22 protein-coding genes and 2 pseudogenes are annotated in these 25,706 nt (G+C 61.4%); 13 read left to right on the top strand and 11 right to left on the bottom strand.

Annotation, left to right across the window (positions count from 1 at the left end):
* Positions 1-311 precede the first annotated feature (311 nt).
* Positions 312-773 (top strand): tRNA (cytidine(34)-2'-O)-methyltransferase, encoded by a 462-nt coding sequence (locus tag V8P77_RS02240; protein ID WP_335910474.1) that lies wholly within the window; start codon positions 312-314, stop codon positions 771-773.
* Positions 774-982: 209 nt separating this feature from the next.
* Entirely contained in the window at positions 983-2,629 is a 1,647-nt protein-coding gene (locus V8P77_RS02235; RefSeq protein ID WP_335910473.1) for a Na/Pi cotransporter family protein, read from the top strand.
* A 3-nt stretch (positions 2,630-2,632) separates the two neighbouring features.
* On the opposite strand, the gene V8P77_RS02230 is transcribed toward V8P77_RS02235, so the two are convergent.
* Positions 2,633-2,893 (bottom strand): hypothetical protein, encoded by a 261-nt coding sequence (locus tag V8P77_RS02230; protein ID WP_017965345.1) that lies wholly within the window; start codon positions 2,891-2,893, stop codon positions 2,633-2,635.
* A gap of 176 nt (positions 2,894-3,069) precedes the next feature.
* Between V8P77_RS02230 and hemF the strand changes: the two genes are divergently transcribed.
* From hemF to V8P77_RS02215, 3 genes are all read left to right on the top strand, one after another.
* Positions 3,070-3,981, top strand: a complete 912-nt coding sequence (gene hemF, locus V8P77_RS02225) for an oxygen-dependent coproporphyrinogen oxidase (protein ID WP_335910472.1) — start codon at positions 3,070-3,072, stop codon at positions 3,979-3,981.
* A 102-nt stretch (positions 3,982-4,083) separates the two neighbouring features.
* A complete protein-coding gene (locus tag V8P77_RS02220) occupies positions 4,084-4,353 on the top strand; it encodes a hypothetical protein (protein WP_335910471.1) in 270 nt (89 codons plus the stop codon).
* A gap of 115 nt (positions 4,354-4,468) precedes the next feature.
* Complete coding sequence (locus tag V8P77_RS02215; protein ID WP_003565542.1) at positions 4,469-4,654, top strand: DUF1059 domain-containing protein; 186 nt, start codon at positions 4,469-4,471, stop codon at positions 4,652-4,654.
* On the opposite strand, the gene V8P77_RS02210 is transcribed toward V8P77_RS02215, so the two are convergent.
* Genes V8P77_RS02210 through V8P77_RS02200 form a run of 3 tightly spaced genes read right to left on the bottom strand, consistent with a single transcriptional unit; the run spans position 4,655 to position 7,175 of the window.
* Positions 4,655-5,908 (bottom strand): CCA tRNA nucleotidyltransferase, encoded by a 1,254-nt coding sequence (locus V8P77_RS02210; RefSeq protein WP_335910470.1) that lies wholly within the window; start codon positions 5,906-5,908, stop codon positions 4,655-4,657.
* Positions 5,905-6,555, bottom strand: coding sequence for a CoA pyrophosphatase (locus tag V8P77_RS02205; RefSeq protein WP_128405964.1), 651 nt, complete (start codon positions 6,553-6,555; stop codon positions 5,905-5,907). Before V8P77_RS02205 ends, V8P77_RS02210 begins: the two co-directional genes overlap by 4 nt.
* Positions 6,552-7,175, bottom strand: coding sequence for a DUF1285 domain-containing protein (locus tag V8P77_RS02200; protein ID WP_335910468.1), 624 nt, complete (start codon positions 7,173-7,175; stop codon positions 6,552-6,554). Before V8P77_RS02200 ends, V8P77_RS02205 begins: the two co-directional genes overlap by 4 nt.
* Before the next feature lie 158 nt (positions 7,176-7,333).
* Between V8P77_RS02200 and V8P77_RS02195 the strand changes: the two genes are divergently transcribed.
* The 5 genes and pseudogenes from V8P77_RS02195 to V8P77_RS02175 form a co-directional block, all read left to right on the top strand.
* Entirely contained in the window at positions 7,334-8,344 is a 1,011-nt protein-coding gene (locus V8P77_RS02195) for an AAA family ATPase (RefSeq protein WP_017961495.1), read from the top strand.
* 13 nt (positions 8,345-8,357) lie between these two features.
* Positions 8,358-9,278 carry a DUF58 domain-containing protein gene (locus V8P77_RS02190; protein ID WP_020051068.1) on the top strand — a complete coding sequence of 307 codons (921 nt, stop codon included), beginning with the start codon at positions 8,358-8,360 and terminating at the stop codon, positions 9,276-9,278.
* Positions 9,275-12,088 carry a DUF4159 domain-containing protein gene (locus V8P77_RS02185; RefSeq protein ID WP_335910467.1) on the top strand — a complete coding sequence of 938 codons (2,814 nt, stop codon included), beginning with the start codon at positions 9,275-9,277 and terminating at the stop codon, positions 12,086-12,088. The genes V8P77_RS02190 and V8P77_RS02185 overlap by 4 nt, the downstream gene beginning before the upstream one ends.
* 1 nt (position 12,089) lies before the next feature.
* Positions 12,090-14,159, top strand: coding sequence for a hypothetical protein (locus tag V8P77_RS02180; RefSeq protein WP_335910466.1), 2,070 nt, complete (start codon positions 12,090-12,092; stop codon positions 14,157-14,159).
* A gap of 4 nt (positions 14,160-14,163) precedes the next feature.
* Positions 14,164-14,271 (top strand): annotated as a pseudogene (locus V8P77_RS02175) (GNAT family N-acetyltransferase); the annotation flags it as partial.
* A gap of 425 nt (positions 14,272-14,696) precedes the next feature.
* On the opposite strand, the gene V8P77_RS02170 reads toward V8P77_RS02175, so the two are convergent.
* From V8P77_RS02170 to V8P77_RS02150, 5 genes are all read right to left on the bottom strand, one after another.
* Positions 14,697-15,965, bottom strand: coding sequence for a Na+/H+ antiporter NhaA (locus V8P77_RS02170; protein WP_335910464.1), 1,269 nt, complete (start codon positions 15,963-15,965; stop codon positions 14,697-14,699).
* A gap of 122 nt (positions 15,966-16,087) precedes the next feature.
* Positions 16,088-17,536 (bottom strand): alanine/glycine:cation symporter family protein, encoded by a 1,449-nt coding sequence (locus V8P77_RS02165; RefSeq protein ID WP_335910463.1) that lies wholly within the window; start codon positions 17,534-17,536, stop codon positions 16,088-16,090.
* A 97-nt stretch (positions 17,537-17,633) separates the two neighbouring features.
* Entirely contained in the window at positions 17,634-18,515 is an 882-nt protein-coding gene (locus V8P77_RS02160; protein ID WP_335910462.1) for a transporter substrate-binding domain-containing protein, read from the bottom strand.
* A 288-nt stretch (positions 18,516-18,803) separates the two neighbouring features.
* A complete protein-coding gene (locus V8P77_RS02155; RefSeq protein ID WP_335910461.1) occupies positions 18,804-20,138 on the bottom strand; it encodes a sigma-54-dependent transcriptional regulator in 1,335 nt (444 codons plus the stop codon).
* Positions 20,135-22,006: a sensor histidine kinase gene (locus V8P77_RS02150; RefSeq protein WP_335910460.1), complete on the bottom strand. Its 1,872-nt coding sequence runs from the start codon at positions 22,004-22,006 to the stop codon at positions 20,135-20,137. The genes V8P77_RS02155 and V8P77_RS02150 overlap by 4 nt, the downstream gene beginning before the upstream one ends.
* Before the next feature lie 131 nt (positions 22,007-22,137).
* Between V8P77_RS02150 and V8P77_RS34895 the strand changes: the two are divergent.
* Positions 22,138-22,285 (top strand): annotated as a pseudogene (locus V8P77_RS34895) (IS6 family transposase); the annotation flags it as partial.
* 84 nt (positions 22,286-22,369) lie between these two features.
* On the opposite strand, the gene V8P77_RS02145 reads toward V8P77_RS34895, so the two are convergent.
* Positions 22,370-22,933 (bottom strand): GNAT family N-acetyltransferase, encoded by a 564-nt coding sequence (locus tag V8P77_RS02145; RefSeq protein ID WP_335910459.1) that lies wholly within the window; start codon positions 22,931-22,933, stop codon positions 22,370-22,372.
* 254 nt (positions 22,934-23,187) lie between these two features.
* Between V8P77_RS02145 and V8P77_RS02140 the strand changes: the two genes are divergently transcribed.
* Complete coding sequence (locus tag V8P77_RS02140) at positions 23,188-24,198, top strand: glutathione S-transferase family protein (protein WP_335910458.1); 1,011 nt, start codon at positions 23,188-23,190, stop codon at positions 24,196-24,198.
* A gap of 23 nt (positions 24,199-24,221) precedes the next feature.
* Here the strand turns inward: V8P77_RS02140 and V8P77_RS02135 are convergent, their stop codons facing one another.
* The gene (locus V8P77_RS02135; RefSeq protein WP_335910457.1) at positions 24,222-24,701 is read right to left on the bottom strand and encodes an NUDIX domain-containing protein; all 480 of its coding nucleotides are present in this window, start codon (positions 24,699-24,701) and stop codon (positions 24,222-24,224) included.
* A 70-nt stretch (positions 24,702-24,771) separates the two neighbouring features.
* Between V8P77_RS02135 and V8P77_RS02130 the strand changes: the two genes are divergently transcribed.
* Complete coding sequence (locus V8P77_RS02130) at positions 24,772-25,680, top strand: metallophosphoesterase family protein (RefSeq protein ID WP_335910711.1); 909 nt, start codon at positions 24,772-24,774, stop codon at positions 25,678-25,680.
* Positions 25,681-25,706: the final 26 nt, after the last annotated feature.

The raw sequence follows: 25,706 nt of genomic DNA, 5'->3' as shown, positions 1-25,706 counted from the left end.
CCGAACGTTTAAGGGGCGAGGCTGAGACAGCCGCACAATGGATCAAAAAAGGAAATTCAGGGAAGAAACCCGCACTATCGGCGGAAAATCGCACCGCTTGGCATCACGGCCGGGAGGCGCACATACAGCAAAATATTCATTCTGGCGCTCCTTGCTGGCGATTGAAGATATGCACCGATAACGCGAAAACGAGGAATTTTCCAGCCCTGTTGTGCCAAAAATTTCATCTCTTCGGGTCAAAACGCGCCCTGTTGCGCCGAAATCACAGTTGCATTAGGCCTTGAGCGGCGAAAGCAGAAAAACGGCGCATCATGACTTCACTCAGACTGGCACTCTATCAGCCGGATATAGCAGGCAATACCGGCACCATCCTGCGTCTTGCCGCCTGCCTTGGCTTCGCTGTCGATCTGATCGAGCCCGCCGGCTTCGACATCTCCGACCGCAACCTGAAACGGGCCGGCATGGACTATATCGCCGCCGCCGCCCTCACCCGCCATGTCAGTTGGGACCGCTTCGAGGCATGGCGTCTGACCACCGGCCGCCGCCTGATCCTCGCCTCGACCAAGGCCTCGGAGCGCTACACCGATTTTGCCTTCCGCCCGGACGATATCCTGCTCTTCGGTCGCGAAAGCGCCGGAGTGCCGGATCAGGTCCATGAAGCAGCCGATGCACGCATCCTAATCCCGATGGTCGAAGGCCAGCGCTCGATCAATGTCGCTATCTCGGCCGCCATGATCGTCGGCGAGGCGATGCGCCAGACTGCCTGGGTTTGAACGACATCAGACTGGCGGAGAATAAGCCGGCGCAATCGTAAATCAGCTCCGCATTGTCGGAAACTGACATTGCCAAGCCGTCAAACGGGTTTATATTTATTAGCCGAACAATAAAAACTGCTCCACGACCTTTAATATTCCAATGGTTTGAAAAGGTTTACTTAGTAAAACCACGCTCTCAGAACGTGAAAGAAGAATAAAATAACAAAATGGACGCTACAATCATCATGATCAACCTGTTCGGCGCCGTGGCTCTGCTGCTGTTCGGCCTCGCACAGGTGAAGGATGGCGTGTCCAGGGCCTTCGGCGCCCGCCTGAGAACAGGTCTGACGACCGGCACGCGCGGCAGCCTTCGTTCTTTCCTGTCAGGCCTCGTCGCGACCATCGCGCTACAGAGCTCCACAGCGACGGCGCTGATGACTGCCTCCTTCGTCGAGCGTGACTTGATCAAGCCGCGCATGGCGCAGATTGTCCTGCTCGGCGCCAATGTCGGCACTGCGATCACCGCCTGGATCGTGGCTACCGGCATCGAATGGCTCTCTCCTCTCCTGATTCTTGCCGGCATCGTGCTTTGCCGCGGCCGTTCCAGCACCAGCCAAGGCGGTGGCACTGCGCTGATCGGCATCGGTCTGATGCTGCTGTCGCTGCACCTCCTTGGCCTTGCGACGGAGCCGATGCGCACCTCCCCCGCCCTTGCCGCCTTCATCGGCCTGCTGAACGGCGCCCTGCCCGTGGCAATGATCGTCTCGGCAGCACTTGCCTCCGCGTCCTCGTCGAGCCTTGCGGTGGTGGTGCTCATCCTGTCGCTTGCCTCGGCCGGCGTGGTCTCCGCCGAACTCGTCATCGTGCTCGTCCTCGGCGCCAATCTCGGCGGCGCAATACCACCTGTTGTCGCGACATTGTCCGGCCCGGTTTCGGCGCGGCGCGTCACTCTCGGCAATCTCGCCGTCCGCGCGCTCGGCTGTCTCATCGTCCTGCCGTTGGCGGGATATGGCGCCGAACTCATTCAGATGCTGCCCTTCGGCCCCGCCAAGCTGCCGGTCGACGCGCATCTTGCCTTCAACCTTCTGCTGGCAGCAGTTGCCTGGCCATTCTCCCGGCCGCTCGCCACCCTGATGACGCGGCTGGTGCCGGATCAAGCCGAGCCTGAGAGCGCCCCGAAATATCTGGATGCGCAGGAGCTTGCGACGCCGGTCGTTGCCCTTGCCAGCGCCACCCGCGAAGTGCTCGGCGTCGGAGATCTCATCGAGCGCATGCTGATCCGGGTCTCCGAAGGCTTCGAGCAGGGTGATGCATCCAAGCTTGCCGAGATTCCGGCTCTCGAAGAGCGCGTCGACCGGCTGCAGCAGGCGGTGAAGGTCTATCTTTCAAAGCTCGGCCGCGAGGGGCTCAGCGACGAAAACGCCCGCCGTTCGATCGTCGTCATCGATTACGCAATCAATCTCGAACATATGGGCGACATCATCGAGAAGGGCCTGGCGGAGCAGGTGGCGAAGAAGATCTCCCTTGGCCTGAAATTTTCCGAGGACGGTCATCAGGAACTGCGAAAGCTGTTCGATCTGACGATCGACAATCTGCGCGTCGCCCAGACGATCTTGGTCACCCGCGATTTCAATCTCGCCCGTCAGATGATGGAAGTAAAAGTCGAGGTGCGCCGGATGGAAAAGCAGTCGGCCAAGCGCCACCTCGAACGTCTGCGCGACGGCCGTGCCGACAGCCTGCAGACCAGTTCGCTGCACCTCGACATGCTGCGCGACCTGAAGCGCATCAACGCCCACATCGTGTCCGTGGCGCATCCGATCATGGATGAAAACGGCCTCTTGATCGAAAGCCGCGTGCGGGCAACCGCAAAGTAACGGTCAGTCCGCCGAAGGCAGACGGCGCATGGTGAATTCGATCTGGTCGCCGTCGAGCTGGCGCCAGCTTTCCACCTCGGTCCAGTAGGCGGCTTTCGGATATTCGTCGAACCATTCGCGCGCCTTTGCGCGTGCGTCCATGAGGCCGAGACAATATGTCTCACGCACGAAGTGGTCTTTCTTGCGCGGAGGATTTTCCGCCCGATGTCTTGCTATCCTGCGCTTCAGGCCGTCGAAGGACGGAGGCCCTGGAACTTTTTTCATCAAACCTACCTCCTAGTAAAAGGTAATATCGAAATTCTCGATTTGCGAGTCGAATCTTGGAAGCGCTACCGGTGCTTGGCCACGCTTGGCGAGATGCGGCACCAACTGCTAATCGTGGCTGCAATGAAGAATGAGCGAGTCGCCTCCGAAGGAGATGTCGACCGTCGGAGGCGTAAATGGAAAGACCGGAACTGCCGATCGGCTTGCCTGACGATATCGAAGAGAAGAAGGCTGCTGCCCGCAATTGGTTCGAGGGATTGCGCGATACGATCTGCGCCTCCTTCGAAGCCATCGAGGATGAGTTGGAAGGTCCGCTCTCCGATCAGGACCCCGGCCGCTTCGTCGCCAAGGACTGGTCGCGCGAAAACGGCGCCGGCGGCGGTGGCCGGATGTCGATGATGGAAGGCCGCGTCTTCGAAAAGGTCGGCGTCCATACCTCCACCGTCTACGGCGAATTCGCCCCGGATTTCCGCGGCCAGATACCCGGCGCCAAGGACGATCCGCGTTTCTGGGCCTCAGGCATCTCGCTGATCGCCCATCCCGTGAACCCCAACGTTCCGGCGGTGCATATGAACACCCGCATGGTCGTCACCACCAGCCGCTGGTTCGGCGGCGGGGCCGATCTGACGCCGGTGCTGTCGCGCCGCCGCACGCAGGAGGACGAGGACAGTCAGCTCTTCCACAAGGCCATGGAGATCGCCTGCCGCAATCATGCCGTCGCCGATTACGATGCCTACAAGGCTTGGTGCGACGAATATTTCTTCCTGAAACACCGCAACGAGGCCCGCGGCATCGGCGGCATATTCTACGACTGGCTGCATTCAAGCGAGGAAACCGGCGGCTGGGACGCCGATTTCGCGTTCACACGTGATGTCGGCCGGGCCTTCGCCATGGTCTACCCGAAAATCGTCCGCTCCAACTTCAACAAATTGTGGACAGAGGCCGATCGTGACGAACAATTGATCCGCCGGGGGCGCTACGTCGAATTCAATCTGCTGTATGATCGCGGCACGATCTTCGGCCTGAAAACCGGCGGCAATGTTGAATCCATTCTCTCATCGCTGCCCCCTGTCGTGCGCTGGCCATGAAACTGTGATATCTCGTCGATAAATTCGAGTTGATAGACCTTCACGAAAATTCAGTGTGTCCTAACTTATATGTATGTGCATAACAATCGGAGGAGGATTGTCATGACGATACAAAGCGGCTCGCCAGCGTCCACGGATGTCCAGGAAACATCCCGCACGATCGACACGTCCGAGTTTCTGACGCGCATCGCGGAGAAACTGCGGGCCAAGAGCGGCTCGGATCTGCCGCTGTCCTGCTTCATCGAGCAGGTCAAGCTGCAACTGGCCGGCGGAAAGTCGCCGGAGCAGCTGCAGAACGAGGCAGCGGCCGCAAACAGCAACATGCCCGCCCACCTTTTGGATACCTACAGAGCTTGGGCGATGCCCGACTGACATGGCTTTTACTGGCCGGCATATCGATGCCGGCCGGGAACCTTCCCTCCCCCCGCACATTCATAAATCGCGTAAGATCGCGATCGTCGTTGTGTTTCGAACAGAGGAGAAGACCATGCGACTTTTCGAATGCGGCACTCTCGTTCCGGGCTGCGCCTGGCATACACGGGCGGATAGCGACGCCGAGGTGGTCCGCCGTGCCGTCGAGCACCTGAAAAATGCTCACGGCGAAACCACGATCCGCGAGAACATGGTGGATAATATCAAGGCTCGCATTCGCGACGAGGTGAACGCAGCCTGATTATTGCACGCGTTCCTGCAGCCGGGCGAGCAGCGCCGCCCGGTCGGAAACGAAGTTTTCCTCCACCCACTGGTTTTCAAGACCGGCAAGCAGCTCGCCGACGCGCGGGCCGGACGCGATTCCTGCCGAAATCACGTCGCCGCCATTCAGCGGAAACCGTGGCTTCTTCCAATGCATTGCCCTGTCCAGCAGCTTGACAAGCCGCGCCGACCGCGCCATTTCGTCGAAATCGCTTTCAGCCTTGCCGCGCGCAACCGCAAGCGCCAGCTTCAGCCGTGTCGTGATGCCGTTGGCACCGTTCCGGTAAAGCAGCCGTTCGAAGGCGGCTGACGACATGTCGTCATTGACTGGCGCTGCCATTGCCCAGGCCTTGAGTGTGGCCGCTTCCGCATTCGAGAGCTTGAGCCGGGCCGCAAGCGCCTCCATGCGCACCGCATCGGGCGGCACGATCGCCGCAAGACGCAGCAGCGGATCGGGCGTCCAGCCGAGCGCCTTTTCGGTGGTGATCAGCGAAGGGATCGCATCGATCCCCCATCGTTCCGATTCCGGCAGGATTTCCGTCAGCACTGCCACCTGCCGCATCCAGAGCAGCGCCCGGCCGGGATCGTCGGCGCCAAGCAGCTTTCGCAGTTCAGACCAGACGCGTTCTGCCGAAAGCGTCGTCAGTTTCGAACGCGCGAGGGAACACGCCTTCAGCCCCTCTGCATCCGGCCGCCCGGAACCGTAATAGGCAAAGAAGCGGAAAAAGCGCAGGATACGCAAATGATCCTCGGCAATACGCCTTGCGGCATCGCCGATGAAGCGGATGTTACGCGTCTCAATGTCGGCAAGTCCGCCAACGAGATCCACCACCTCGCCCTTTGCATCGGCATAAAGCGCGTTGATCGTCAGATCCCGCCGCTCGGCGTCTGCCTTCCAGTCGGTGCTGAAGGCAACCTTGGCATGGCGCCCGTCTGTCTCGATGTCGGTGCGAAGCGTCGTCACCTCGAAGGGCTTACCGTCGATGACCAGCGTCACCGTGCCGTGCTCCAGGCCGGTTGGGACCGCCTTGATGCCGGCCGCCGCCGCCCGCTCCATCACCTTCTCCGGCCTGAGTGTCGTCGCTATGTCGACATCATTGACCGGCAGGCCCATCAGGCTGTTGCGCACCGCTCCGCCAACCACCCGCCCTTCCCCGCCATCGGCGTTGAGAAGCGCTAAGATCCGGCCGAGGGCCGGGTCGCGGAACCATGCTTGGTCGGCGATGCCGGTCATGCATAAAGCCTTTCGTAAAGCGTGCGGACGATGCCGGCGGTGATGCCCCAGATCATTCTGGTTTCATAAGGCACGCGATAGAAATGCCGATCGATGCCGTCGATGACACGTCTGTCGCGGGTGTGATTGGCAGGATCCATCAGGAAGGAAAGCGGCACCTCGAACACGTCGTCCACCTCGGTCGGGTTCAGCGTCAGCGCAAAGCCCGGCGAGACGACGCCGAGCACCGGCGTAATGCGGAAGCCCGTCGAGGCAAGGTAATTCGGCAGCCGCCCGACGGTTTCGACGAAGGAACCGGCCAGGCCGATCTCCTCCTCCGTCTCGCGGATCGCCGCCATTTCGGGCGAGATATCGGCAGGATCGATCGAGCCGCCGGGAAAGGCGATCTGCCCGGAATGTTTGCGCAGCGTCGCCGTGCGCTTGGTGAAGATCACATGCGCTTCCTCGCCGTCGTCGACGACGGGCACGAGCACGGCGGCGTCGCGCAGTTTGAAGGTCTCGACCTCGGCGACGATATCGGGATTGAGGATGTGGTCCCCGTGATCGCGCCAGGCATGATCGACCGGCCCACCATTCTGGTTGAGCGCGCGGCGGCGGAATTCGGCTGCGGAAAACAGCGGATAACGTTGGGTAATCGCATCATTCATCGGGAAAGCGTATCCAGTTCATCGGCCGGCATCATCGCAAAGACCTGTCCTGCGGAGCGGACGGCAAACATCGCCCGCCCCTCCACGTCGAGCACCTCGCCGAGTGCCGCCAGTTCATACATCACCGCACGCGACACCAGCGCCTCCAGCCGCCCGCGCACATGCAGATAGGGTTTCAGTTCGGCATTCTTGCCCGCAATGGCAAAGCGCAGCCGATGCTCTCCTCCCGCCTCCACGACATCGCCGACATTGGTGCGGAAGGTCAGCACCTGTTGGCCCTGCCCCTCCGTCACGCTCATCTCCACGGCGATGAACGGCGCGTCGATGACCCTTATACCGACCTTTTCCACAGGAGTTACGAGATAGGTCTTCTGGTCGTCGTCTTTTCTTAAAACCGTCGAGAACAGCCGCACCAGCGCCGGTCGGCCGATCGGCGTGCCCATGTAGAACCAGGTACCGTCCGCCCGGATTTCCATGTCGATATCGCCGCAGAAAGGCGGATTCCACCGCTCGACCGGCGGTAATCCTCGTTTTTTGCCAGCATTTTCCTGAGACGCGCGCGAAATCAGTGCGGCAAGTCCCGCCGCATCCGCCTGTCCGCTGATTTCCTCGGCTGCCATTCTTCCGTCCCGGTTTGTCCTTAACGAAGTAAAGTCACGAGATAGTCATTCGCAACGAACTTGTCAGCCCGCCACATCTCCATAACTCTATCGGGCATGAGGCACATGTATAAGTCCGCCGATTCGCTGCCGAATGATTTCAGCCGTTGGAGATACGCATGGGTATGATGAAGACCGAAGCCAGCCTCGATGAAAAGGCGATCGTCGCCGCCGCCGAAAAGGCGCTCTCCGATATCGCCGCCATCCGCGGTGAAGTCTCGAAAGTAATCTTCGGTCAGGAAAGCGTCGTCGAGAATACCATTCTCGCCGTGCTGTCAGGCGGCCATGCCCTGCTCGTCGGCGTTCCCGGCCTTGCCAAGACCAGACTGGTGACGACGCTCGGCGAGGTGCTCGGCCTTGCCGCCAACCGCATCCAATTCACGCCTGATCTGATGCCCTCGGATATTCTCGGCTCCGAGGTGATGGACCAGGACGACAGTGGACGCCGCTCCTTCCGTTTCGTTAAGGGCCCGGTCTTCGCCCAGCTCCTGATGGCCGACGAGATCAACCGTGCCTCGCCGCGTACCCAGTCGGCCCTTCTGCAATCCATGCAGGAATACCATATCACAATCGCCGGCCAGCGTTATGACCTGCCGGCGCCCTTCCATGTGCTTGCCACCCAGAACCCGCTCGAGCAGGAAGGCACCTACCCCCTGCCCGAAGCCCAGCTCGACCGCTTCCTGCTGCAGGTCGACGTCAATTATCCCGAACTCGCCGCCGAGCGCCAGATCCTGCTTGAGACGACGGGCCTGGGCGAAACCCGGCCGGAAGCCATCATCGATGCGCAGAGGCTGCTCGAGATCCAGACCCTGGTGCGCCAGATGCCGGTGAGCGACACGGTCGTGGATGCCATCCTGGCGCTGGTGCGTTCCGCCCGCCCAGGACAGGGCAATGCCTCGACCGACAAGAATGTCGCCTGGGGCCCCGGCCCGCGCGCCGGCCAGGCGATGATGCTCTGCGCGCGTGCCCGCGCGCTCTACGAAGGCCGTCTCGCCCCGTCTCTGGACGATATCTTCGCGCTCGCCGAACCCATTCTTCAGCACCGCATGGCGCTGACTTTCGCCGCCCGCGCCGAAGGCATGTCGGTGCGTGACGTCATCGCCGGACTGGTCAAGCAGGCAAAGGGATAAGGAAGCCGGACGCGTGGCATCTATCGGACAGATCGTCAATCCGACACCCGGCAGCGATGCCCTTTCCCGCGCCAGGCAGCGGGCCGCCCTGGTGCCGGACTGCCTGGTGGAAGCCAAGCGCATCGCCAACACGGTGATCGCCGGCTGGCATGGCCGCCGCAAGCGCGGCATCGGCGAGAATTTCTGGCAGTTCCGTCCCTATGCCGAGGGCGAGAGCCTGTCGCGCATCGATTGGCGTCGCTCCGCCCGCGACGATCATACCTATGTGCGCGAGCGCGAATGGGAGGCAGCGCATACGATCTGGCTCTGGTGCGACATGTCCCCCTCGATGATGTACAAGTCGAGCTATGGCAGCGTCTCCAAGGAAAGCCGCGCGCTGGTCATCATGCTGGCGCTTGCCGAGATCCTCGCCCGCTCCGGCGAGCGCATCGGCTGCCCCGGCATCATGGAACCCGCCTCCGCCCGTAACGCCGCCGAACGCCTCGCAGCCGCTCTCATGCACACGCCGCTGACCGGCGGCCTGCCGGAAACGGCGATGATCCGCGGCTGGAGCGACCTCGTCCTTATCGGCGATTTCCTCGACGATGCGCCGGCAATCATGGAACGGCTTGGCCCGCTTGCCCGCCGTGGCCTGCGCGGCCACGTGGTCGAGATATCAGATCCCGCCGAAGAGATATTCCCCTATAGCGGCCGCACCGAATTCACCGATCCCGAGAGCGGCGCCAAGCTTATCTCCGGCCGCGCCGAACATATCCGCGAGGCCTATCGCAACGCCTACCTCGCTCGCAGGGACAGCCTCGGCCAGTCGCTGCGCCATCTCGGCTGGACCTTCGCGAGCCACCGCACCGATCACCTTGCGTCGGAGGCGCTGGTCGCGGTGCACATGTATCTGTCCGGCATGCCGGCCAAGGCTACGCATGGAGGGCAGCTATGAACGCCCTTCCCTTCGCTTTCGCCTATCCCGCCATTCTCGGCGCGCTCCTTGCCTTGCCCGTCATCTGGTGGCTGCTGCGGCTGACGCCGCCACGTCCGAAGACCGAAGTCTTTCCGCCGCTGAAAATTCTAGCCTCGGTGCTGAAGCGCGAGGAGACGCCGGCGCAAAGCCCGTGGTGGCTGACGCTGCTGCGCATGCTGCTCGCTGCCGCCATCATCCTTGCGATCGCCGATCCGGTTTTCAATCCACGCACCAGTTCACTCGCATCAGGTGGCCCACTCGTCCTCTTCGTCGACAACAGCTGGGCGTCGGCACCCGACTGGGAGCGCCGCATCCAGACCGCCGACGCATTGATAGACGATGCCGAATCCGCCGGCACGCCAGTGTCGATCGCCTTCACCGCCGATCCGACCAACGACGCCGTGCCCGGCACCGCCGCTGCCGCCCGCGACAAGCTGCGCGCCGCCGAGCCACGACCGCTTGTGCCGGACCGCGAACGCGCCTTCCAGGCGCTGCGCGCCGCGCTGAACGGCATCAAGCCCGGTACCATCGCCTTCCTGACCGACGGCGCCGCCGCCAAGCCCGACGACGCGACCGTGCGCAGGCTCGCCGAACTCCAGCCCGCCGATCTGCGCCTGATCGAGGGCGATGCCGCGCGGACAGTCGCGATCACGGCGGCCAACAATGCGGCGGATGCCATGACCGTCAAGGTCACGCGGCTCAACAGTGCGCAGGCCGCATCGGTAGCGCTGAACGCCGTCGATACCCAGGGGCGCTCGATCGCCAATGGCAGGGCGGACTTCCGCCCCGGCCAGAGCGTTGCGACCAGTTCGATCACCGCCCCCTTCGAGATGCGCAACGATTTCGCGCGCGTCAGCGTCGATAATGGCGTGACGGCAGGCGCCGTCCACCTTCTCGACGACGCATTCAAGCGCCGCCGCGTCGTCTTGCTGTCAGGTGAAGGAGGGGACGAGTTCCAGCCGCTGCTCTCGCCGCTCTATTACATCCAGCGGGCGCTGCAACCCTATGCGGATCTGATCCAACCTGCCGATTCTGATCTTTCGGTCGCAATACCAAAACTTCTCGCCAGCAATCCCTCGATCATTATCATGGCCGATATCGGCCGGCTGCCGGAGGAGACCTACGAGCCTTTGACGCGCTGGATATCGAATGGCGGCATGCTCCTGCGTTTTGCCGGCCCGCGCATGGCGGCAGCCCCTGCGGACGATCCGCTGATCCCTGTCATCCTGCGTCAGGGAGAACGGGCGCTGGGCGGCACCTTGTCCTGGAGCGAGCCGCAGTCGCTGGCCGAATTTCCGGGTATCGGGCCTTTCGCCGGCATAGCGCGTCCCGCCGATGTCGTCGTCAAGCGGCAGGTGCTTGCCGAACCAACGCCCGATCTTGCCGAACGCACCTGGGCAAGCCTGGCTGACGGCACGCCGCTCGTCACGATGAAGCAGCTCGCCTCCGGCCAGATCGTGCTGTTTCACGTCACCGCGGAAGCAACTTGGTCCGATCTGCCGATCTCCGGCACTTTCGTCGACATGCTGCGTCACCTCCTGCAGATATCGCGCTCGGGCGGCGTGACATCGGAGGCGCGCGGCAATGTGCGTGTCTCCGAAACTCTGCCGCCATTCCGCATGCTGACGGCCAAGGGCACGCTCGTCTCCGAGACGGGATCGGCGCGGCCGCTCATTCCACAGGCCGGAGTCGAACCGACGGCAAATTTCGACAACCCTCCGGGGCTCTACGGTTCGGAGGATGGTTTCACCTCTTTGAACGTGCTGCCCGAGAACGCCGAGTTGAAGCCACTCGACACAACAGGAACCAATGCCGTGCGCGAAGGCCTGGTCGGCGGCGAAAGCTGGTCGGCAAAACCTGCGCTCTTTCTCGCCGCCTTCCTGCTGCTCTTGGCCGATAGCCTGATCGTCCTCTTCATGAATGGCGCGTTCTCGCGATTGCGCCCGGCTGTCCGCACCGCCGCGATGATCGCGGTCGCCGTCGGCGCCAGCTTCCTCATGCAACCAGGCACGCTTCACGCCGACGACTCCAAGCCCGGCGACGACATCATCCTGCAGAGGCTTGACAACACCCATCTCGCCTATGTCGTCACCGGCGAACAGGATGTGGACAATATTTCCGAGCGTGGTCTCGAGGGACTGACCCAGTTCCTGACGTTTCGCACGACGCTGGAGCCGGCACCGCCCGTCGGCATCGACCTCACCAAAGACGAGCTCTCCTTCTATCCGATCATCTACTGGCCGGTGTCGGCAACGGCGCCGATGCCATCGTCGGCGGCAATTAGCCGCATCGATGCCTATATGCGCAATGGCGGCACCGTGCTTTTTGATACGCGCGATCAGATCAGCGCGTTGGACAATGGCGGCAATGTCAGCGCCAACGGTGAGAGGCTGCAGGCGATCCTCGCCAATCTCGACATCCCGGCGCTCGAGCCGGTACCATCAGATCACGTGCTGACGAAATCCTTCTATCTCCTGTCGAGCTTTCCCGGTCGTTATGCCGGCAGTCCTCTCTGGATCGAGGCCCGGCAAGGCGGTCAGGGGCCGAGCGAAAAATCGGCGGCGACGGCCGACGGCGTTTCGCCGATCCTGATCACCGGCAATGATTTCGCCGGCGCCTGGGCGATCGACGAGAACGGCGTACCGATAATGCCGACCGTGCCGTCGGATGAAACGCAGCGCGAATATGCCTACCGTTCCGGCGTCAACATCATGATGTACATGCTGACCGGCAACTACAAGACCGACCAGGTCCATGTTCCCGACCTCCTCGAACGGTTAGGACAATGAGATGACATTCGACTTTTCGCCCTTCCTGCCCTGGTCGGTTCTGGCTGCATTGGCTGTCGTCAGCGCCGTTATCGCCGCCCTCGCGATCTGGCGCGGTATTCGTGGCGCCTGGATCAGAACACTGGCAGCGCTCGCCATGCTGACCGCGCTTGCCAATCCTGTGCTGCTGCAGGAAGATCGGGATCAGTTGTCGACGATCGTTCCCGTTCTTGTCGATCGAAGCCAGAGCCAGCAGACACCCGATCGCGTCAAGATGACCGACGATGCGCTTGCGGCCTTGAAGGGACAGCTCGCCCGCTTCCCCCAGATAGAGCCCCGCTTCGTCGATGTCGAAGGCGACGTCAATTCCGACGTGCCCTCCACGCGCCTGTTCGACGCGCTGTCGGCCAACATTGCCGATGTCCCGCCCGCCCGTATCGGCGCCGCCATCATGCTGACTGACGGTGAAGTCCATGATGTTCCGGGCGCCAATCAGGCGCTCGGTTTCGACGCGCCGATCCATGGCCTCGTAACCGGCAAGGCCAACGAATTCGATCGCCGCATCGAAGTCATCAAAGGGCCGCGCTTCGGCATCGTCAACGAAGAGCAGCAGGTCGTTTTGCGCGTCTTCGACGACGGCCCGAGCCCCGGCGGCATGGCTGATGTCACGGTGAAGCTGAATGGTGACGAGATCGCCACCCTGCAGGCGACACCCGGGCAGGATACGCCGTTCTCCTTCAAGGTCCCGGGTGGCGGCAGCAATGTGCTCGAATTCTCGGTCGCGGCACTTCCCGGCGAAGTCACCACCGCCAACAACCGCGCCGTCCATGTCATCGACGGCATCCGCCAGAATCTCCGCGTCCTGCTCGTCTCCGGCGAGCCGCATGCAGGCGAGCGCGCCTGGCGCAACCTGCTGAAATCCGATGCCTCGGTCGATCTCGTCCACTTCACCATCCTGCGTCCGCCGGAAAAACAGGACGGCACACCGATCAACGAGCTGTCGCTGATCGCCTTCCCGACGCGCGAGCTCTTCGTCGACAAGATCAAGGACTTCGACCTGATCATCTTCGACCGCTATCAGCACCGCGGCGTGCTGCCGCTGCTCTACTACGATTACATCGCGCAATATGTCGACAATGGCGGCGCGCTGCTGATCGCCGCCGGTCCCGAGCATGCAGGCCCCGATTCGATTGCCTTGACGCCGCTTTCCTCGGTTCTGCCGGCAACGCCCACCGGAGAAATGATCGAGAAGGCCTTTTATCCCCGCCTCTCCGAGGAAGGCCGCAAACACCCCGTCACGCGCGGCCTTGACGGCTCGGGTGAGGATCCGCCGCATTGGGGCCGCTGGTTCCGCAGTGTCGATGTCGACCGGCCGCAGGGCGAGACGATCATGCTCGGCGCCGACAACCACCCGCTGCTGGTGCTGAACCGCGCCGGTCAGGGCCGCGTCGCCATGCTGCTTTCCGATCAGGGCTGGCTCTGGGCGCGTGGCTTCGAAGGCGGCGGTCCGAACGTTTCGCTCTATCGCCGTATCGCCCATTGGCTGATGAAGGAGCCGGCGCTCGAAGAAGAAGCGCTGACGGCGCGCGCCTCCGGCCGGACCCTTGAAGTCACCCGCCAGACGATCGGCGACAATCCCGGCAACGCCACCGTACGTTATCCCTCCGGCAAGACAGAAACCCTGCCGCTGACCCAGTCGGAACCCGGGCTCTACAAGGCCGAGAAGAGGATGGACGAAATCGGCCTCTTCGAAATCCGCAACGGCAGGCTCTCGACGCTTGTCCATATCGGCGCCGTCGACGCACCGGAATTCAAGGCGATGATCTCTACGACCGATCTACTGCAGCCGGTCGCCGACAGAAGCAAGGGTCTCGTCGCCCGCGCCTCCAACGAAAATGGCGCGATCTCCGTGCCGCCGATCCTGCCGGTGCGCGGCCAGGTCCGCGTCTCCGACAACGATCGCATGATGATCCGCATGACCAACGAGACTGTTTTGAAGGGCATCAACACGCTGCCGCTTTTTGCCGGTTTCGCCGGCGTCGGCATCCTGCTGCTCGCCTTCGGCGCCATGTGGTGGCGCGAAGGACGCTAATCTCATTCCGGAATTCGAGCTCACCGCCTCGCCCTCGCCGGAGCAACTGGCGGTGATCACCGATGCGCTCTCGGCCTTCAACAACGCCGATGTCGGCCCAAGTCTTCGGCGAGTTTCAGGACTTTCCGGAAGGCCGCACCTGGGCTTTCTCAGGAGAATCCTCTAGATATTGAGATTCTTTGTGCAAATTCGAGTTCACCCTCGTCGAAAGTATGGAACTTGCGATCTTTGGGTTGCACAAGCGTGGTGCTAGCGCTTGCCTCCTGGTCGAACACACCATCGACTATGTAGACTGCAACGGCCACACGAGGCACTCGCCATGAAGTCCCGGCCAAGCTCTGCGACCACTCCTCACGGGTTTATGCCGGTCTGCCGGAGGTCAATTATCCCTTCCACGGCAGGGACGTGCTCGGGATAGGCGAATACTTCCGGGATGCTGCGACTTGGGTGGATTGGAGAGGTATTCCGACGGAGCGATACAGCCTTGAGATTTGGCCGTATGTCCGCCATAAACGTTGTTGCTTCGATGTCGACCGCTCAAATTGCAGCTGGTAAAGCCTGGCGCTTCACCCGCACGAGTTTGCCGGCTGCGATGGCGATCGCGGCGGCGGCGAAGGAAAACAGGGCGCCCATTTTGGCGGCGTCCTGCACCGGCCCCGGCGGAAAGGCCACACCCGCCACAAACAGCGAAACCGTAAAGCCGATAGCCGCCACACAACCGAGCACGAGCAGATCTGACATGCGCATACCGACGGGCAGACCAAAGCCGAGCGGGCGAGCCGCGATCCAGCCCATGGCAGCGATACCGAGCGGCTTGCCGATGACCAAGCCCAGGAAGACCAGCCACGTTGCCTCGCCGATGGCCGAAAACTCCACCCCGGCATTGGCAAGTCCGAACAGAAAAAGGATGGCTTCGACAGGCGACTTCAACCTGTGCTCGATGGTATTCAGGAGGTCCGTCTGATGTTCCTCCTCCTCCGCAAAGAAGCCGAACTCGACGTCGGAATGCGGGATCGCAGGGATGATTGGCAACAGGCCGAGCGCGGGATGGATGCCGGCTTGGTGAAAGCCGTACCAACTGGCAGCTCCCGCAATCAGATAGGGCCAGAAGGACAGTTTTTGCAGAACGAAGGTGGATGCCGGAAGGGCAGGACGCGACGCATCGAGCATGCGCGGAAGCCGGTTGGCAAGGAACCAGACGGCAATCGCTGCGCCAAATGAGAGCAGGAGCCATGCTGGTGCGAGATCGCCCTGTGGGTAAAAGATCGCGAGGATCACAAGACCTGCCGCATCGTCGGCAATGGCAAGCAGGAGCAGGAACATCACCGCGGGGTGACCGGCGCCGAAGACAAGCCGACCGACGAGGTAGGAAAAGGCGATGTCGGTGGCCGTCGGGATTGCCCAGCCATTGGCGAGCAGCGCGAACTTGCCGAGAGCGGCCGCGCCTAGAAGATAGACCGTCACGGGACCAAGCATTCCGCCCATCGTTGCAATCAGCGGGGTCACTGCTTTCTTGCCCCTGAGCGATCCGTCCGGCAAGGCGATGGCTTCCCAAACTTCCTTTCCCGCTATCGCGAAAAAAAGAGCCATTAACATGTCATTGATCAGATAATGGATGGTCAGCGTCCTGTGTCCGTGGCCTTCGGGATCTATGTGCAAATGGCCGACAGGTGCGTTTTCCCAGAGGGTAAATTCGACAAGCGCGTGATAGCTTTCCGGCGAGATATTTGCCCAGATCAGCGCCACACCCGCGCCGATAATCAGAAGCAGCGAATATTCACTCAAGAATTTCCACGCGCGATACATGCAGTTCTCCTGGCCGGCTTCGTCTCCGGCGTTGGCGATCGCCATGCCGCCAGCAGTTGAAGACTATTTCCTGTCGTGAAACCACCCGCCGGATAGTCGGCGGGTGGATGGTGACGATGGTATCAGGCCCTGGCGGGGTTCAGCCCTGCGCTGGCAACCGGAGATGCCGATACCTCGTGCCAAATCTCGGCGTCGATTTTTCCTGCAAGCTCCGGATACATGTTCGGATCGAAGACCGGTGTTTTTGAGCGGTTCTGCTCGAAGTAATCACGTGTCAGTTTGATGACCAATGGCGACATCAGGCAAATCGCCACGAGGTTGATTGCCGCCATCAGGCCCATCGATGCATCGGCCGCGTCGAACACCGTGGTGGCGCTCTCGTAGGAACCCCAGAGGACCATGAGAAGCAAGCCGATGCGAGCGCACATTAGGCCCGCCTTGGAGTCGAGCCCCAGATAGACCAGCGCATTCTCGGCATAGGAGTAGTTGCCGAGCACCGAGGTCCAGGCGAAGAAGAAGATTGCGATGGCGATAAAATAATGCCCCGCACCGCCGATATGCGCAGTCATGGCAGCCTGGGTCAGCGGTGTACCGGTCAGTTCACCTCCTGGAACCAGGGCGCCGGACAGGACGATCATCAGCCCCGTAGCGGTGCAGATCAGCAGCGTATCGATGAAGACGCCGAGCGCCTGCACCATACCTTGCGAGGACGGGTGGTGCGGATTGGGCGTAGCGGCCGCGGCAATGTTCGGCGCCGAACCCATGCCGGCTTCGTTCGAGAAAAGGCCTCGCTTGACACCGTTCAGCATGGCGCCAGCGATACCGCCAACCGCCTGTTCTAAGCCAAAGGCGCTCTTGACGATAAGAGCGAGTGCTGCCGGCACATCGGCGATGTTGACGATCAGCACATAGAGCGCAACGCCGAGATAGGCGACCGCCATGAACGGCACGACATATTCGGCACAACGCGCGATCTGCTTGATGCCGCCAAAGATGACCACGCCGGAAATGACGGCAATCACGACACCGACGCCGAGCTTCGGCACGCCGAACGCACCGTTCATCGCCTCGGCAATAGAGTTGGCCTGCACCGCGTTGAAGACAAGTCCAAATACCAAGAGAAGGCATACTGCGAAAATTGCGGCCGCCCAGGGCGCATTCAACCCGCGCGCGATATAGAAAGCAGGACCGCCCCGGTATTCACCAGTTTGACCACGCACCTTGAACAATTGCGCTAGCGTACTTTCGGCATAAGCAGTGGCCATCCCGAGCGCCGCAACGACCCACATCCAGAAAAGCGCACCAGGCCCACCGAGCGTCATTGCCACGGCGACGCCCGCCAGGTTGCCAGTTCCGACGCGCGAGGCGAGGCTCGTGCAGAGCGCCTGAAACGGCGTGATGCCCGCTGCGTCCGTTTCCGGCGCCCGCATGACGACGCGGATGAACTCCGGAAAGTGGCGCAGTTGCAGGAAGCCCAAGCGGACGGTGAAATATACCCCCACCGCAAGCAACCCGTAGATGAGGACATAGCCCCAAAAGAAGGTATTGAGGAAGCTTATGATTGTCGTCATGCCAGTGTTCTCCTGTTGCTTTTGATGGAATGGCATTGCGGCCTGGGAATGCGTGATTATCCTTGTCGGCGGTGCCGGGTCTCCAGCGCTTCTGCTGTCATTCGATCGGCCGATCGTTCGGTGCATTGAACAGTTCGACCAGACGATTGGAGATAGGCCAGTTGAGGTTCATGCCTTTCGGCGGAATTGGCTGCGTGAACCATTTATCATAGAGAGTGCGCGCCTCACCGGAGGCCATCAGTGTCGCGATCGCCCTGTCGACCAGCGCTTTGAACGGCGCATCGTCCCTGCGCATGGTGCAGGCGTAGGCTTCGAGCGCGAGCGGCGTTCCGGTGACGATCCAGTCATCCGGTTCTCTCGCCTTGGCGCGTTCACCATAGAGCAGCGCATCGTCCATCACGAAGGCCGCGACGGTCCCTGCTTCGAGCTGCTGGAACGCCACGTCGTGTTCCTTCGCGGCGGTGATGACCATGCCTGCCGAATGCTCTTCGTTGAACCTGTGCAGCGAACGCTCGGCGGTTGTTCCCGCCGTGATGACGACCCGCCGCCCAGCAAGATCACCAAAATCCTTTATTCCGGCATCCTTGTGCGACAGGATGCGCGTGCCAATGACGAAAATGGTGTTGGAGAAAGCGACTTTCTGTTCGCGATCAACGGTATGACTTGTCGAACTGCACTCGATATCGATGGTGCCGTTTATCAGCAAAGGGATCCAGTTCTGCGAAGTGATAGGCGCCAGCGCGATGGTCAGCGACTGCAGTTTTAGTTCATTCTGAACGGCGGCGACGATATTCAGCATGATGTCTTGCGAATACCCGACCACGCGCCGTCGGTCGGCATGGTAGGAAAACGGCACGGACGACACGCGCTGACCGATCCGGATCGTTGAAGTCGCGGCGATCCGCTTTAGCGTCGCAGTTTCATCGGCATAGGCGGTGCACGCCATGCCAGCGACCAAAGCGGCTGCAAGGGCTGCCATGCAAGACTTCCCCATCGTACCCCCACTGTTCACGATCGATATGACGTCAGGTGACAGGCGACGCGCATATCGGTTGCCTGAGACCCTTTGGCGGTCTCTATTTGTGCAGTTTGCCACGATGCCGAATTTTGTTGCATCACAAAAAAGACTTACGTTAGGAAAATTTTAATAGATTGAAATTGCATTATTATTGCTCATAGCGACCGAATTTTCGTTCGGGCATCCGAATATCGCATCGGTTTTTTGTTCGGGCATCCGAACGCGGCAGAGACCGCCGCCTGGTGCCGCCTACTCCGAAATCTTGTATTTGCGGATTTTGTCGTGCAGTGTCGCCTTCGGCACCTTGAGGGCACGGGCCGTCTGCGCAAGGCTACCGCCGAAGCGTCGGAGTTCGGCGGCGATCAGATTGCGCTCGAAGTCGCTGACCCATTCGGCGAGCGATTGCGATGAAGCCTGTTCGGCAAGCGCCGGATCGGAAAGACCATGCCATGCAACACCAAGGACAAGACAATCTGCGACGGTCTGCAATTCGCGGACGTTCCCGGGCCAGGAATAGGCCATGAGTCGGTTCATCTGTTCGGTCGTCACCGACGGATGCGGCTTGCGGAAACGGTCGGCGGCATGCAGCATGAAATGCTCAAGCAGGATCGGAATATCCTCGCGCCGTTCCCGCAGCGGCGGCAATTCGATCGTTACGGCGCTGAGGCGATAATAAAGATCGCTACGGAAAGCGCCCGCCTGCACGCGCTCGTGGAGATTGATACCGGCAGCGGCTACGACACGGCACTCGACGGAGATACTGCGGTTCGACCCGACCCGCTCGATCGTTCGGTCGTGAAGCAGCCGGAACAGCTTGATCTGCACATTCGGCTGAATAGCGTCGATCTCGTCGAGAAACAGCGTGCCGCGTGTCGCGTGCTCGGCCTTGCCGATTCGGCGTTGCGAAATGCCCGGGAAAGCCCCCGCTTCATGGCCGAACAATTCGCTTTCGAGCAGTTCGTCGGCGATCCCCGTGCAACTGACGGAGACCAACGATGCGTTCCTGCGGCGCGAATGCCTGTGCAATACCCGTGCAACGAGTTCCTTGCCGACGCCCGTCTCTCCCAGAAGAAGAACATCGACATTCGCGTCGGCGATATCGGCAATGACGCTGCGCACCCTGCGGATCTGCGCCGATTTGCCGATCAGCTTGCCCTCGACACCATCGAGGCGGGCCAGGCGCTGACGCAGATCGGAGACTTCCAGTGTCAGCATCCGCTTCTCCCGCGCGCGCTGAACGACATCGATCAGCCTGTCCGATCCGAAAGGCTTTGTCATGAACTCATAGGCACCGCTGCGCATCGCCTCGACGGCGACCGCGATATCGCCATGGCCGGTGACGACAATCACCGGCAGGTCACGGTCGAGCTCCGCGCAGCGCTTGACAACGCTCAAGCCGTCCATGCCTGGAAGCTTGAGATCCGTGACGACGATGCCCTCAAAGTCCGGCTTCAGTAGACGCAGGACGTCCTCGGCTTTGTCGAATCCGAGCGCCTCCATGCCGGCGAGCTGGATGGCCTGAACGCAACCGAGCCGCAGATTGTGATCGTCCTCGATGACGAGAACAGTGAAACGGCCATTCATGGACCAACCCTCGATGGTGGCTGCGGAAGCAGCAGCAGAAAGATGGCGCCCCCCTCCGGCCGGTTGCTTGCAAGGAGATCGCCACCGTAGTCGCGGGCGATGCCGCGCGATATCGCCAGTCCCAGCCCCAATCCAGTCTCCTTGGTCGTGCTGAAGGGAACAAACAGCGTCTCGATCTGCGTCGCATCAAGGCCCTTGCCGCTGTCTTCGACGGCGATGAAAACGCGCCCATCGGGCCTTTGCCCGGCGTGAATGCCGAGATCCCGCGTCTCCGCAAGATTCATCGCATCGATGGCGTTAGCGATCAAATTGACGAGCACCTGCTCGAGCCTGTTGCGATTGCACCAGACGGTTGCCGTCGATCTGTCGCAGGCGTTGGCCACCGCGATCTCTGCAGTGCGAAGGCGCGCGTCGAGTAGGAAGAGCACGTTGCGAACCGCAGCCGAGACGTTGGCCTCCTCAGGCTCGGCCGGGGATTTTCGCGCAAAGGATCTCAGTGGATGGATGATCCCCCCGATCTTCTCAATCAGATCGTCGACGATCGCCAGATTGCCCTGGGCATTGGCAATGTCGCCGCGCCGGACAAATTCGCGAGCATTGCCGGCAAGCGTCTGAATGGCTCCGAGCGGCTGGGCGAGCTCGTGTGTGATGCCGGTAGCCAACTCGCCGAACGCCGTCAACTTGGCGGCCTGGACGAGATCGTCCTGCGTGGCGCGCAGCATGGCTTCCGTCTGGATGCGCTCCGCCATTTCCCGGAGGAGTTCGGCATTGGCATCCGTAAGCGCCCGGGTGCGGCGCGCGACCGTCTCCTCGAGCTCGGCATTCGCCCGCTCCAACGCCTGTCGCGCCTGTTGTTTCTGCCGGGCGGCACGGCGCCGCTGCCTTGCGAAGAGGACAAGCGTGAACAGGAATGTGGCTAAGAGCGAGGATAGAGCTGCCGCGATCATCGCCTCTGAGCGAACATCGGCAAGGTCGGAAAAGACCAGCAGCCGCCAATCCATGCCGTCGAGCGTGCGCCCTTGAATCAACAGCTGCGTCTGGCGGCTGTTATCACCGGCCGGAATATCGACGACGGTATCGAGCCCGAGCGATGCCGCTTCGGTGTTGAGCTCGACAGTAAGGGGAAAGGCCCCAATACGATTGCGGCCATACATACCGGTCAGTTCCAGATCCACGCGCTGGTCGACGGAGACGGGCGTGAGGGAGGTATAGAGCCAATCTTTCTGCGATGAGAGAATGACGACGTTGTCGCGATCCGCGATCAGCGCCGGCTTGCCAAGCAGCGGAAACGCATCAACCACCGGATTGAGGCTGATCTTGACGGTGGCGACGCCGGTGACACGATTGCCGTTGTGGATCGGGTAGGCGACGAAATATCCGGGCGTATCGCGTGCCTCGCCAAGCGAGAAATGCCGCCCGACGAAGCCGGACAGGGCATCCTGATAATAGGGGCGATAGGCAATGTCCGCTCCAAGCCGGCTGTCATCCTGCCGGGTCGTGTTGCTCGATCCGACGACCAGGCCCTGCTCATCGGCGACAAAGATCGCCTCGCTGCCGAGCTGGGCGCTCAGTCTGTGGAGGAAGAGGTTGACGGATTCGACATTCCGGGGCGCTTCGCCACTGACAAGAGAGACAACATCCGCATTCAACTCGATGGTTGCCGGAATGCTGCTCAGCCGGTTGATCATCAAGACCGCAGTACTTGTGAAAAGATCAAGCCGATGGCCGGAGTCGGACATGAGCGCCGTCATCGCCTTGGCGTAACCCAACCTGTAACCCGCAACGCCGGCGAGCGTGATGGAGGCGACGGCCAGCAGCGCAACAACCGCTGCAACAGGGCGGCGCATGTTCTTGTCGGAAATATTCATACCTCTGAAGATGGCAGGGAAATGAATTTAATGCTCCGATTTTTCATAGGTCAATAGAGGCAAGATGCGAGTAGATCCAATTCCATGCCATGATTGTCGCAGCGAAAGCGGCGGCAAAGCCTGCAGATGATGAGGAAATGCCGTTGGAGCGCGGCGTTGTCGTATCCGGCGATGGGGCCTGTAAGTTCGCTCCGGCTTACGCAAAGCGGTTGCGCCGAAAGAAACCAGCGCGAATGGACACCAGGCATTTTGCCCGTGGTCGTGACTTCCATCGGTGGCATGCCGTCCGACGAGTCAACGCGCGGGTTGCAGGATCCTAGATTTTAGTCCCCGGCGTTTCATGTTTTGCCGGAAACGCTCTAATCATCCGCGCCAGGCGATCGTGCCTTTCAGCCGCTCATGCACGCCCTCGACGATCGGAACGACGAGCACACGATGGGGATCGACCGGGCCTGGAAAGGACAGCGCGTTGTAGGCGACCTTCTCGAAGCCGAGCGGGCCGTAATAGGGTGGATCGCCGACGAGGATGACGGCTTCCGAGCCCTTGCGTCTCGCCGCCTCCACCGCGATCCGCACCAGTTCCCGGCCGATGCCCTTGTTCTTGTGGGAGGGGCGGACGGCAAGCGGGCCGAGCAGATGGCCCTTCACCGTGCCGGCCAGCACCGGCGTCATGCGCACAGAGGCGATCGTCTCACCATTATCGGTGCAAATGAAGGAAAGCGACAGATCATGCGGACCCTGCTCGCGGATGCGCGCGGCAGCGCGCGTGAAGCGGCCGGGACCGAAGGCTTCTTCGTTGATGTGTTCGATGGCGGCGTCATGAGACGCGTCTTCAGTGAGGTAGACGAGATCGTGCTTGTACATGATGACAGAAACCGGATGGACAGATTGATGGGTCTCGAACACGCCTTGGGCGTTCGGGAGCATCAGCGTCGTCGCGGGTTTCTGGAAATGAACATCAGGCAGGGGTCCGAAAATCGTGAAAAGGCCGATAGCAGGAAAAATTTCTGTCGTCCAACCCAAAATGCACGATGACAGCGCCGCGCGTCTTTTCGAGAGGCGCGCGGACGAAATTATGCAGCGCCCGAACGACGTGACGCACTGTTCAATCTTTGCCGCCTGTAAAGCCCTGCAATCTGCGATATCTTCCGTTCCAACACGCAATCAAGGGAATGAAGATCATGGGAATGCTGGTGGACGGCGTCTGGCATGACGCCTGGTACGACACGAAGGAGAGCAAGGGCCATTTCAAGCGGCAGCCCTCGCAGTTCCGCAACTGGGTGACGTCGGACGGCGAGGCCGGGCCTTCCGGCAGCGGCGGCTTCAAGGCCGAGGCCGGGCGTTACCACCTCTATGTCTCGCTCGCCTGCCCTTGGGCGCATCGCACGCTGATCTTCCGCAAGCTGAAGAAGCTCGAAGAGCTGATCTCAGTCTCGGTCGTCGATCCGCTGATGGTCGAGAATGGCTGGGAGTTCAAGATCGGCGACGGCGCCACCGGCGACCACCTATTCGGCGCGTCGACGCTCTGGCAGATTTATGCCAAAGCCGATTCGCACTATTCCGGCCGCGTCACCGTTCCCGTCCTCTGGGACAAGAAAACCGGCACGATCGTCAACAATGAATCCGCCGAGATCATCCGCATGTTCAACAGCGCCTTCGACGGGCTGACCGACTCGAAGGCCGATTTCTATCCCGAGGACCTTCGCTCCGACATCGATGCGCTGAACGCCACCGTCTACGACACCGTCAACAACGGCGTCTACAAGGCAGGCTTTGCCACCACCCAGGAAGCCTATGCGGAAAATGTGGCCAAGCTGTTCGAAACACTCGACATGCTCGACGAACGCCTCGGCAAGGGCCGCTACCTCTTCGGCAACCGTCAGACCGAGGCCGACTGGCGCCTGTTCACCACGCTGGTGCGCTTCGACGCCGTCTATGTCGGCCATTTCAAGTGCAACATCCGCCGCCTCGCCGACTATCGCAACCTGCCTGACTATCTGCGCGACCTCTACCAGACGGCGGGCGTTGCCGAGACCGTGAACCTCAACCACATCAAGCAGCACTATTACCGCAGCCACAAGACGATCAATCCGACCGGCATCGTTCCGGTCGGCCCGGTGCTCGATCTCGACAGCCCGCACGGCCGTGCTACAGCGCCGCGCGTCTTTTCAGACGCGCAAAGGACACTGTAGCAATTTGAATGGCTGCCTGAAGCTTACCAGCGGTGGGCAGGCTCCTGCTCGCCGCGAAGCTCGGCGAGACGGCGATGCGTGGCCTTGGTCGTGCCTTCGGGCAGGCTGTCGAGAGAAAAGAAACCGCTGTCGGATATCTCCCAGTCCGGCGGCCGAGGGGCGGTCTGCTCGACGGTCGCGCGGTAGAAGACGACATGGTCGCGCCTTGTGGTCGTGGTATTGAAATAGACCTGGATCAACTGCGGCTTGCCGATGATCCTGAGGTTGCCCTCCTCGCGCAATTCCTTGACGAGCGCTTCCTCGACCGTCTCGTTGCGCTCCAGCCCGCCGCCCGGCATGTGCCAGCCGCCGATATAGCTGTGACGCACGAGAAAGATGCGCCCGGCTGCATCGAAACAGGCAGCCCGCACGCCCACGGTCATGCTGCGGACGAAACTGAAATAGACATGGAGCAGGCGCAACGCCAGCCTCATGTAAAGGGGCCGGTTCTCTTTATCCACCATCGCTCCGTTTCAGCTCTTCATCGCGCCGGATGTGTTTGATTTGTCAATAAGCTGGTCTATGTCTCGTAGCATGTTCAAGCTCGCGCATATCTCCGACGTCCACCTCGGGCCGTTGCCCAGTCTTTCCATTCAAGAGCTGTTTTCAAAACGCATAACAGGCTTTGTGAACTGGCATCGAAATCGACGCAAGCACCTTTTCGGCAGCACGTTGGATCTGCTGCTCGACGACATCCGCGCCCATCAGGCCGATCACCTGGCCGTCACCGGCGACCTCGTCAATCTGGCGAGCGGCATCGAGATCCGCTCGGCCGCCGCCTGGCTGCGCGCGCTCGGCGATCCCGCAGACACGTCGGTCGTTCCCGGCAATCACGATGCCTATGTGCCCGGCTCCTACGAGAGGTCGATGCGCGCCTGGTACGATTATGTCCGCGGCGATCTCGCTCCGCCGCAATGGCCGGAGAACCGCCATATCTTTCCTTATCTGCGCGTTCGCGGCAAAGTCGCGATTATCGGCTGTTCGACGGCGGTCGCCACCCCTCCCTTCGCCGCCTCTGGCTTTTTCGGCGCGCGACAGGCCCGCGATACTGTCAACATACTGCGTGCGGCTGGCGAAGCCGGTCTCTTCCGCGTCGTCATGATCCATCACCCGCCGATCCGCGGCGCCACGGCCTTCTATAAACGGATGATCGGCATCCGCCGCTTCGCCGCCGTGATTTCGACAGGCGGCGCCGAACTCGTGCTGCACGGCCATACGCACCTGAACACGCTGCATTGGCTGCGCGGCCAGATGCAGCCGGTGCCGGTCGTCGGCATCGCCTCTGCCTCGCAGGGACCGGGCAGCATCAAGCCGCCCGCCGCCTACAACCTCTTCTCCATCGACGGCTCTCCCGGCGCCTGGGAGCTCAGCGGCGAGCGCTTCAGCCTCAACAGGGCCGGCGACGCGGTGATGCCGGAAAGCGCCGATATTTTCGCGTCTTAGCTCCAGTTCCAGACTCTTTTTGTGCA

Source organism: Rhizobium aouanii, from assembly GCF_037002925.1.
In the GTDB taxonomy this organism is placed as follows: Bacteria; Pseudomonadota; Alphaproteobacteria; order Rhizobiales; family Rhizobiaceae; genus Rhizobium; species Rhizobium aouanii.
This window is presented reverse-complemented; position numbering and strand designations above follow the sequence as displayed.

Coding starts and splice junctions, on each gene's coding strand:
- V8P77_RS02200 (WP_335910468.1), bottom strand. CDS start 7,175: ATGGCAGCCGAGGAAATCAGCGGACAGGCGGATGCGGCGGGACTTGCC.
- V8P77_RS02230 (WP_017965345.1), bottom strand. CDS start 2,893: ATGAAAAAAGTTCCAGGGCCTCCGTCCTTCGACGGCCTGAAGCGCAGG.
- V8P77_RS02185 (WP_335910467.1), top strand. CDS start 9,275: ATGAACGCCCTTCCCTTCGCTTTCGCCTATCCCGCCATTCTCGGCGCG.
- V8P77_RS02195 (WP_017961495.1), top strand. CDS start 7,334: ATGGGTATGATGAAGACCGAAGCCAGCCTCGATGAAAAGGCGATCGTC.
- V8P77_RS02215 (WP_003565542.1), top strand. CDS start 4,469: ATGCGACTTTTCGAATGCGGCACTCTCGTTCCGGGCTGCGCCTGGCAT.
- V8P77_RS02240 (WP_335910474.1), top strand. CDS start 312: ATGACTTCACTCAGACTGGCACTCTATCAGCCGGATATAGCAGGCAAT.
- V8P77_RS02235 (WP_335910473.1), top strand. CDS start 983: ATGGACGCTACAATCATCATGATCAACCTGTTCGGCGCCGTGGCTCTG.
- V8P77_RS02150 (WP_335910460.1), bottom strand. CDS start 22,006: ATGAATATTTCCGACAAGAACATGCGCCGCCCTGTTGCAGCGGTTGTT.
- V8P77_RS02140 (WP_335910458.1), top strand. CDS start 23,188: ATGGGAATGCTGGTGGACGGCGTCTGGCATGACGCCTGGTACGACACG.
- V8P77_RS02170 (WP_335910464.1), bottom strand. CDS start 15,965: ATGTATCGCGCGTGGAAATTCTTGAGTGAATATTCGCTGCTTCTGATT.
- V8P77_RS02180 (WP_335910466.1), top strand. CDS start 12,090: ATGACATTCGACTTTTCGCCCTTCCTGCCCTGGTCGGTTCTGGCTGCA.
- V8P77_RS02145 (WP_335910459.1), bottom strand. CDS start 22,933: ATGCTCCCGAACGCCCAAGGCGTGTTCGAGACCCATCAATCTGTCCAT.
- V8P77_RS02160 (WP_335910462.1), bottom strand. CDS start 18,515: ATGGCAGCCCTTGCAGCCGCTTTGGTCGCTGGCATGGCGTGCACCGCC.
- V8P77_RS02165 (WP_335910463.1), bottom strand. CDS start 17,536: ATGACGACAATCATAAGCTTCCTCAATACCTTCTTTTGGGGCTATGTC.
- V8P77_RS02220 (WP_335910471.1), top strand. CDS start 4,084: ATGACGATACAAAGCGGCTCGCCAGCGTCCACGGATGTCCAGGAAACA.
- V8P77_RS02205 (WP_128405964.1), bottom strand. CDS start 6,555: ATGAATGATGCGATTACCCAACGTTATCCGCTGTTTTCCGCAGCCGAA.
- V8P77_RS02130 (WP_335910711.1), top strand. CDS start 24,772: ATGTTCAAGCTCGCGCATATCTCCGACGTCCACCTCGGGCCGTTGCCC.
- V8P77_RS02210 (WP_335910470.1), bottom strand. CDS start 5,908: ATGACCGGCATCGCCGACCAAGCATGGTTCCGCGACCCGGCCCTCGGC.
- hemF (WP_335910472.1), top strand. CDS start 3,070: ATGGAAAGACCGGAACTGCCGATCGGCTTGCCTGACGATATCGAAGAG.
- V8P77_RS02155 (WP_335910461.1), bottom strand. CDS start 20,138: ATGAATGGCCGTTTCACTGTTCTCGTCATCGAGGACGATCACAATCTG.
- V8P77_RS02135 (WP_335910457.1), bottom strand. CDS start 24,701: ATGGTGGATAAAGAGAACCGGCCCCTTTACATGAGGCTGGCGTTGCGC.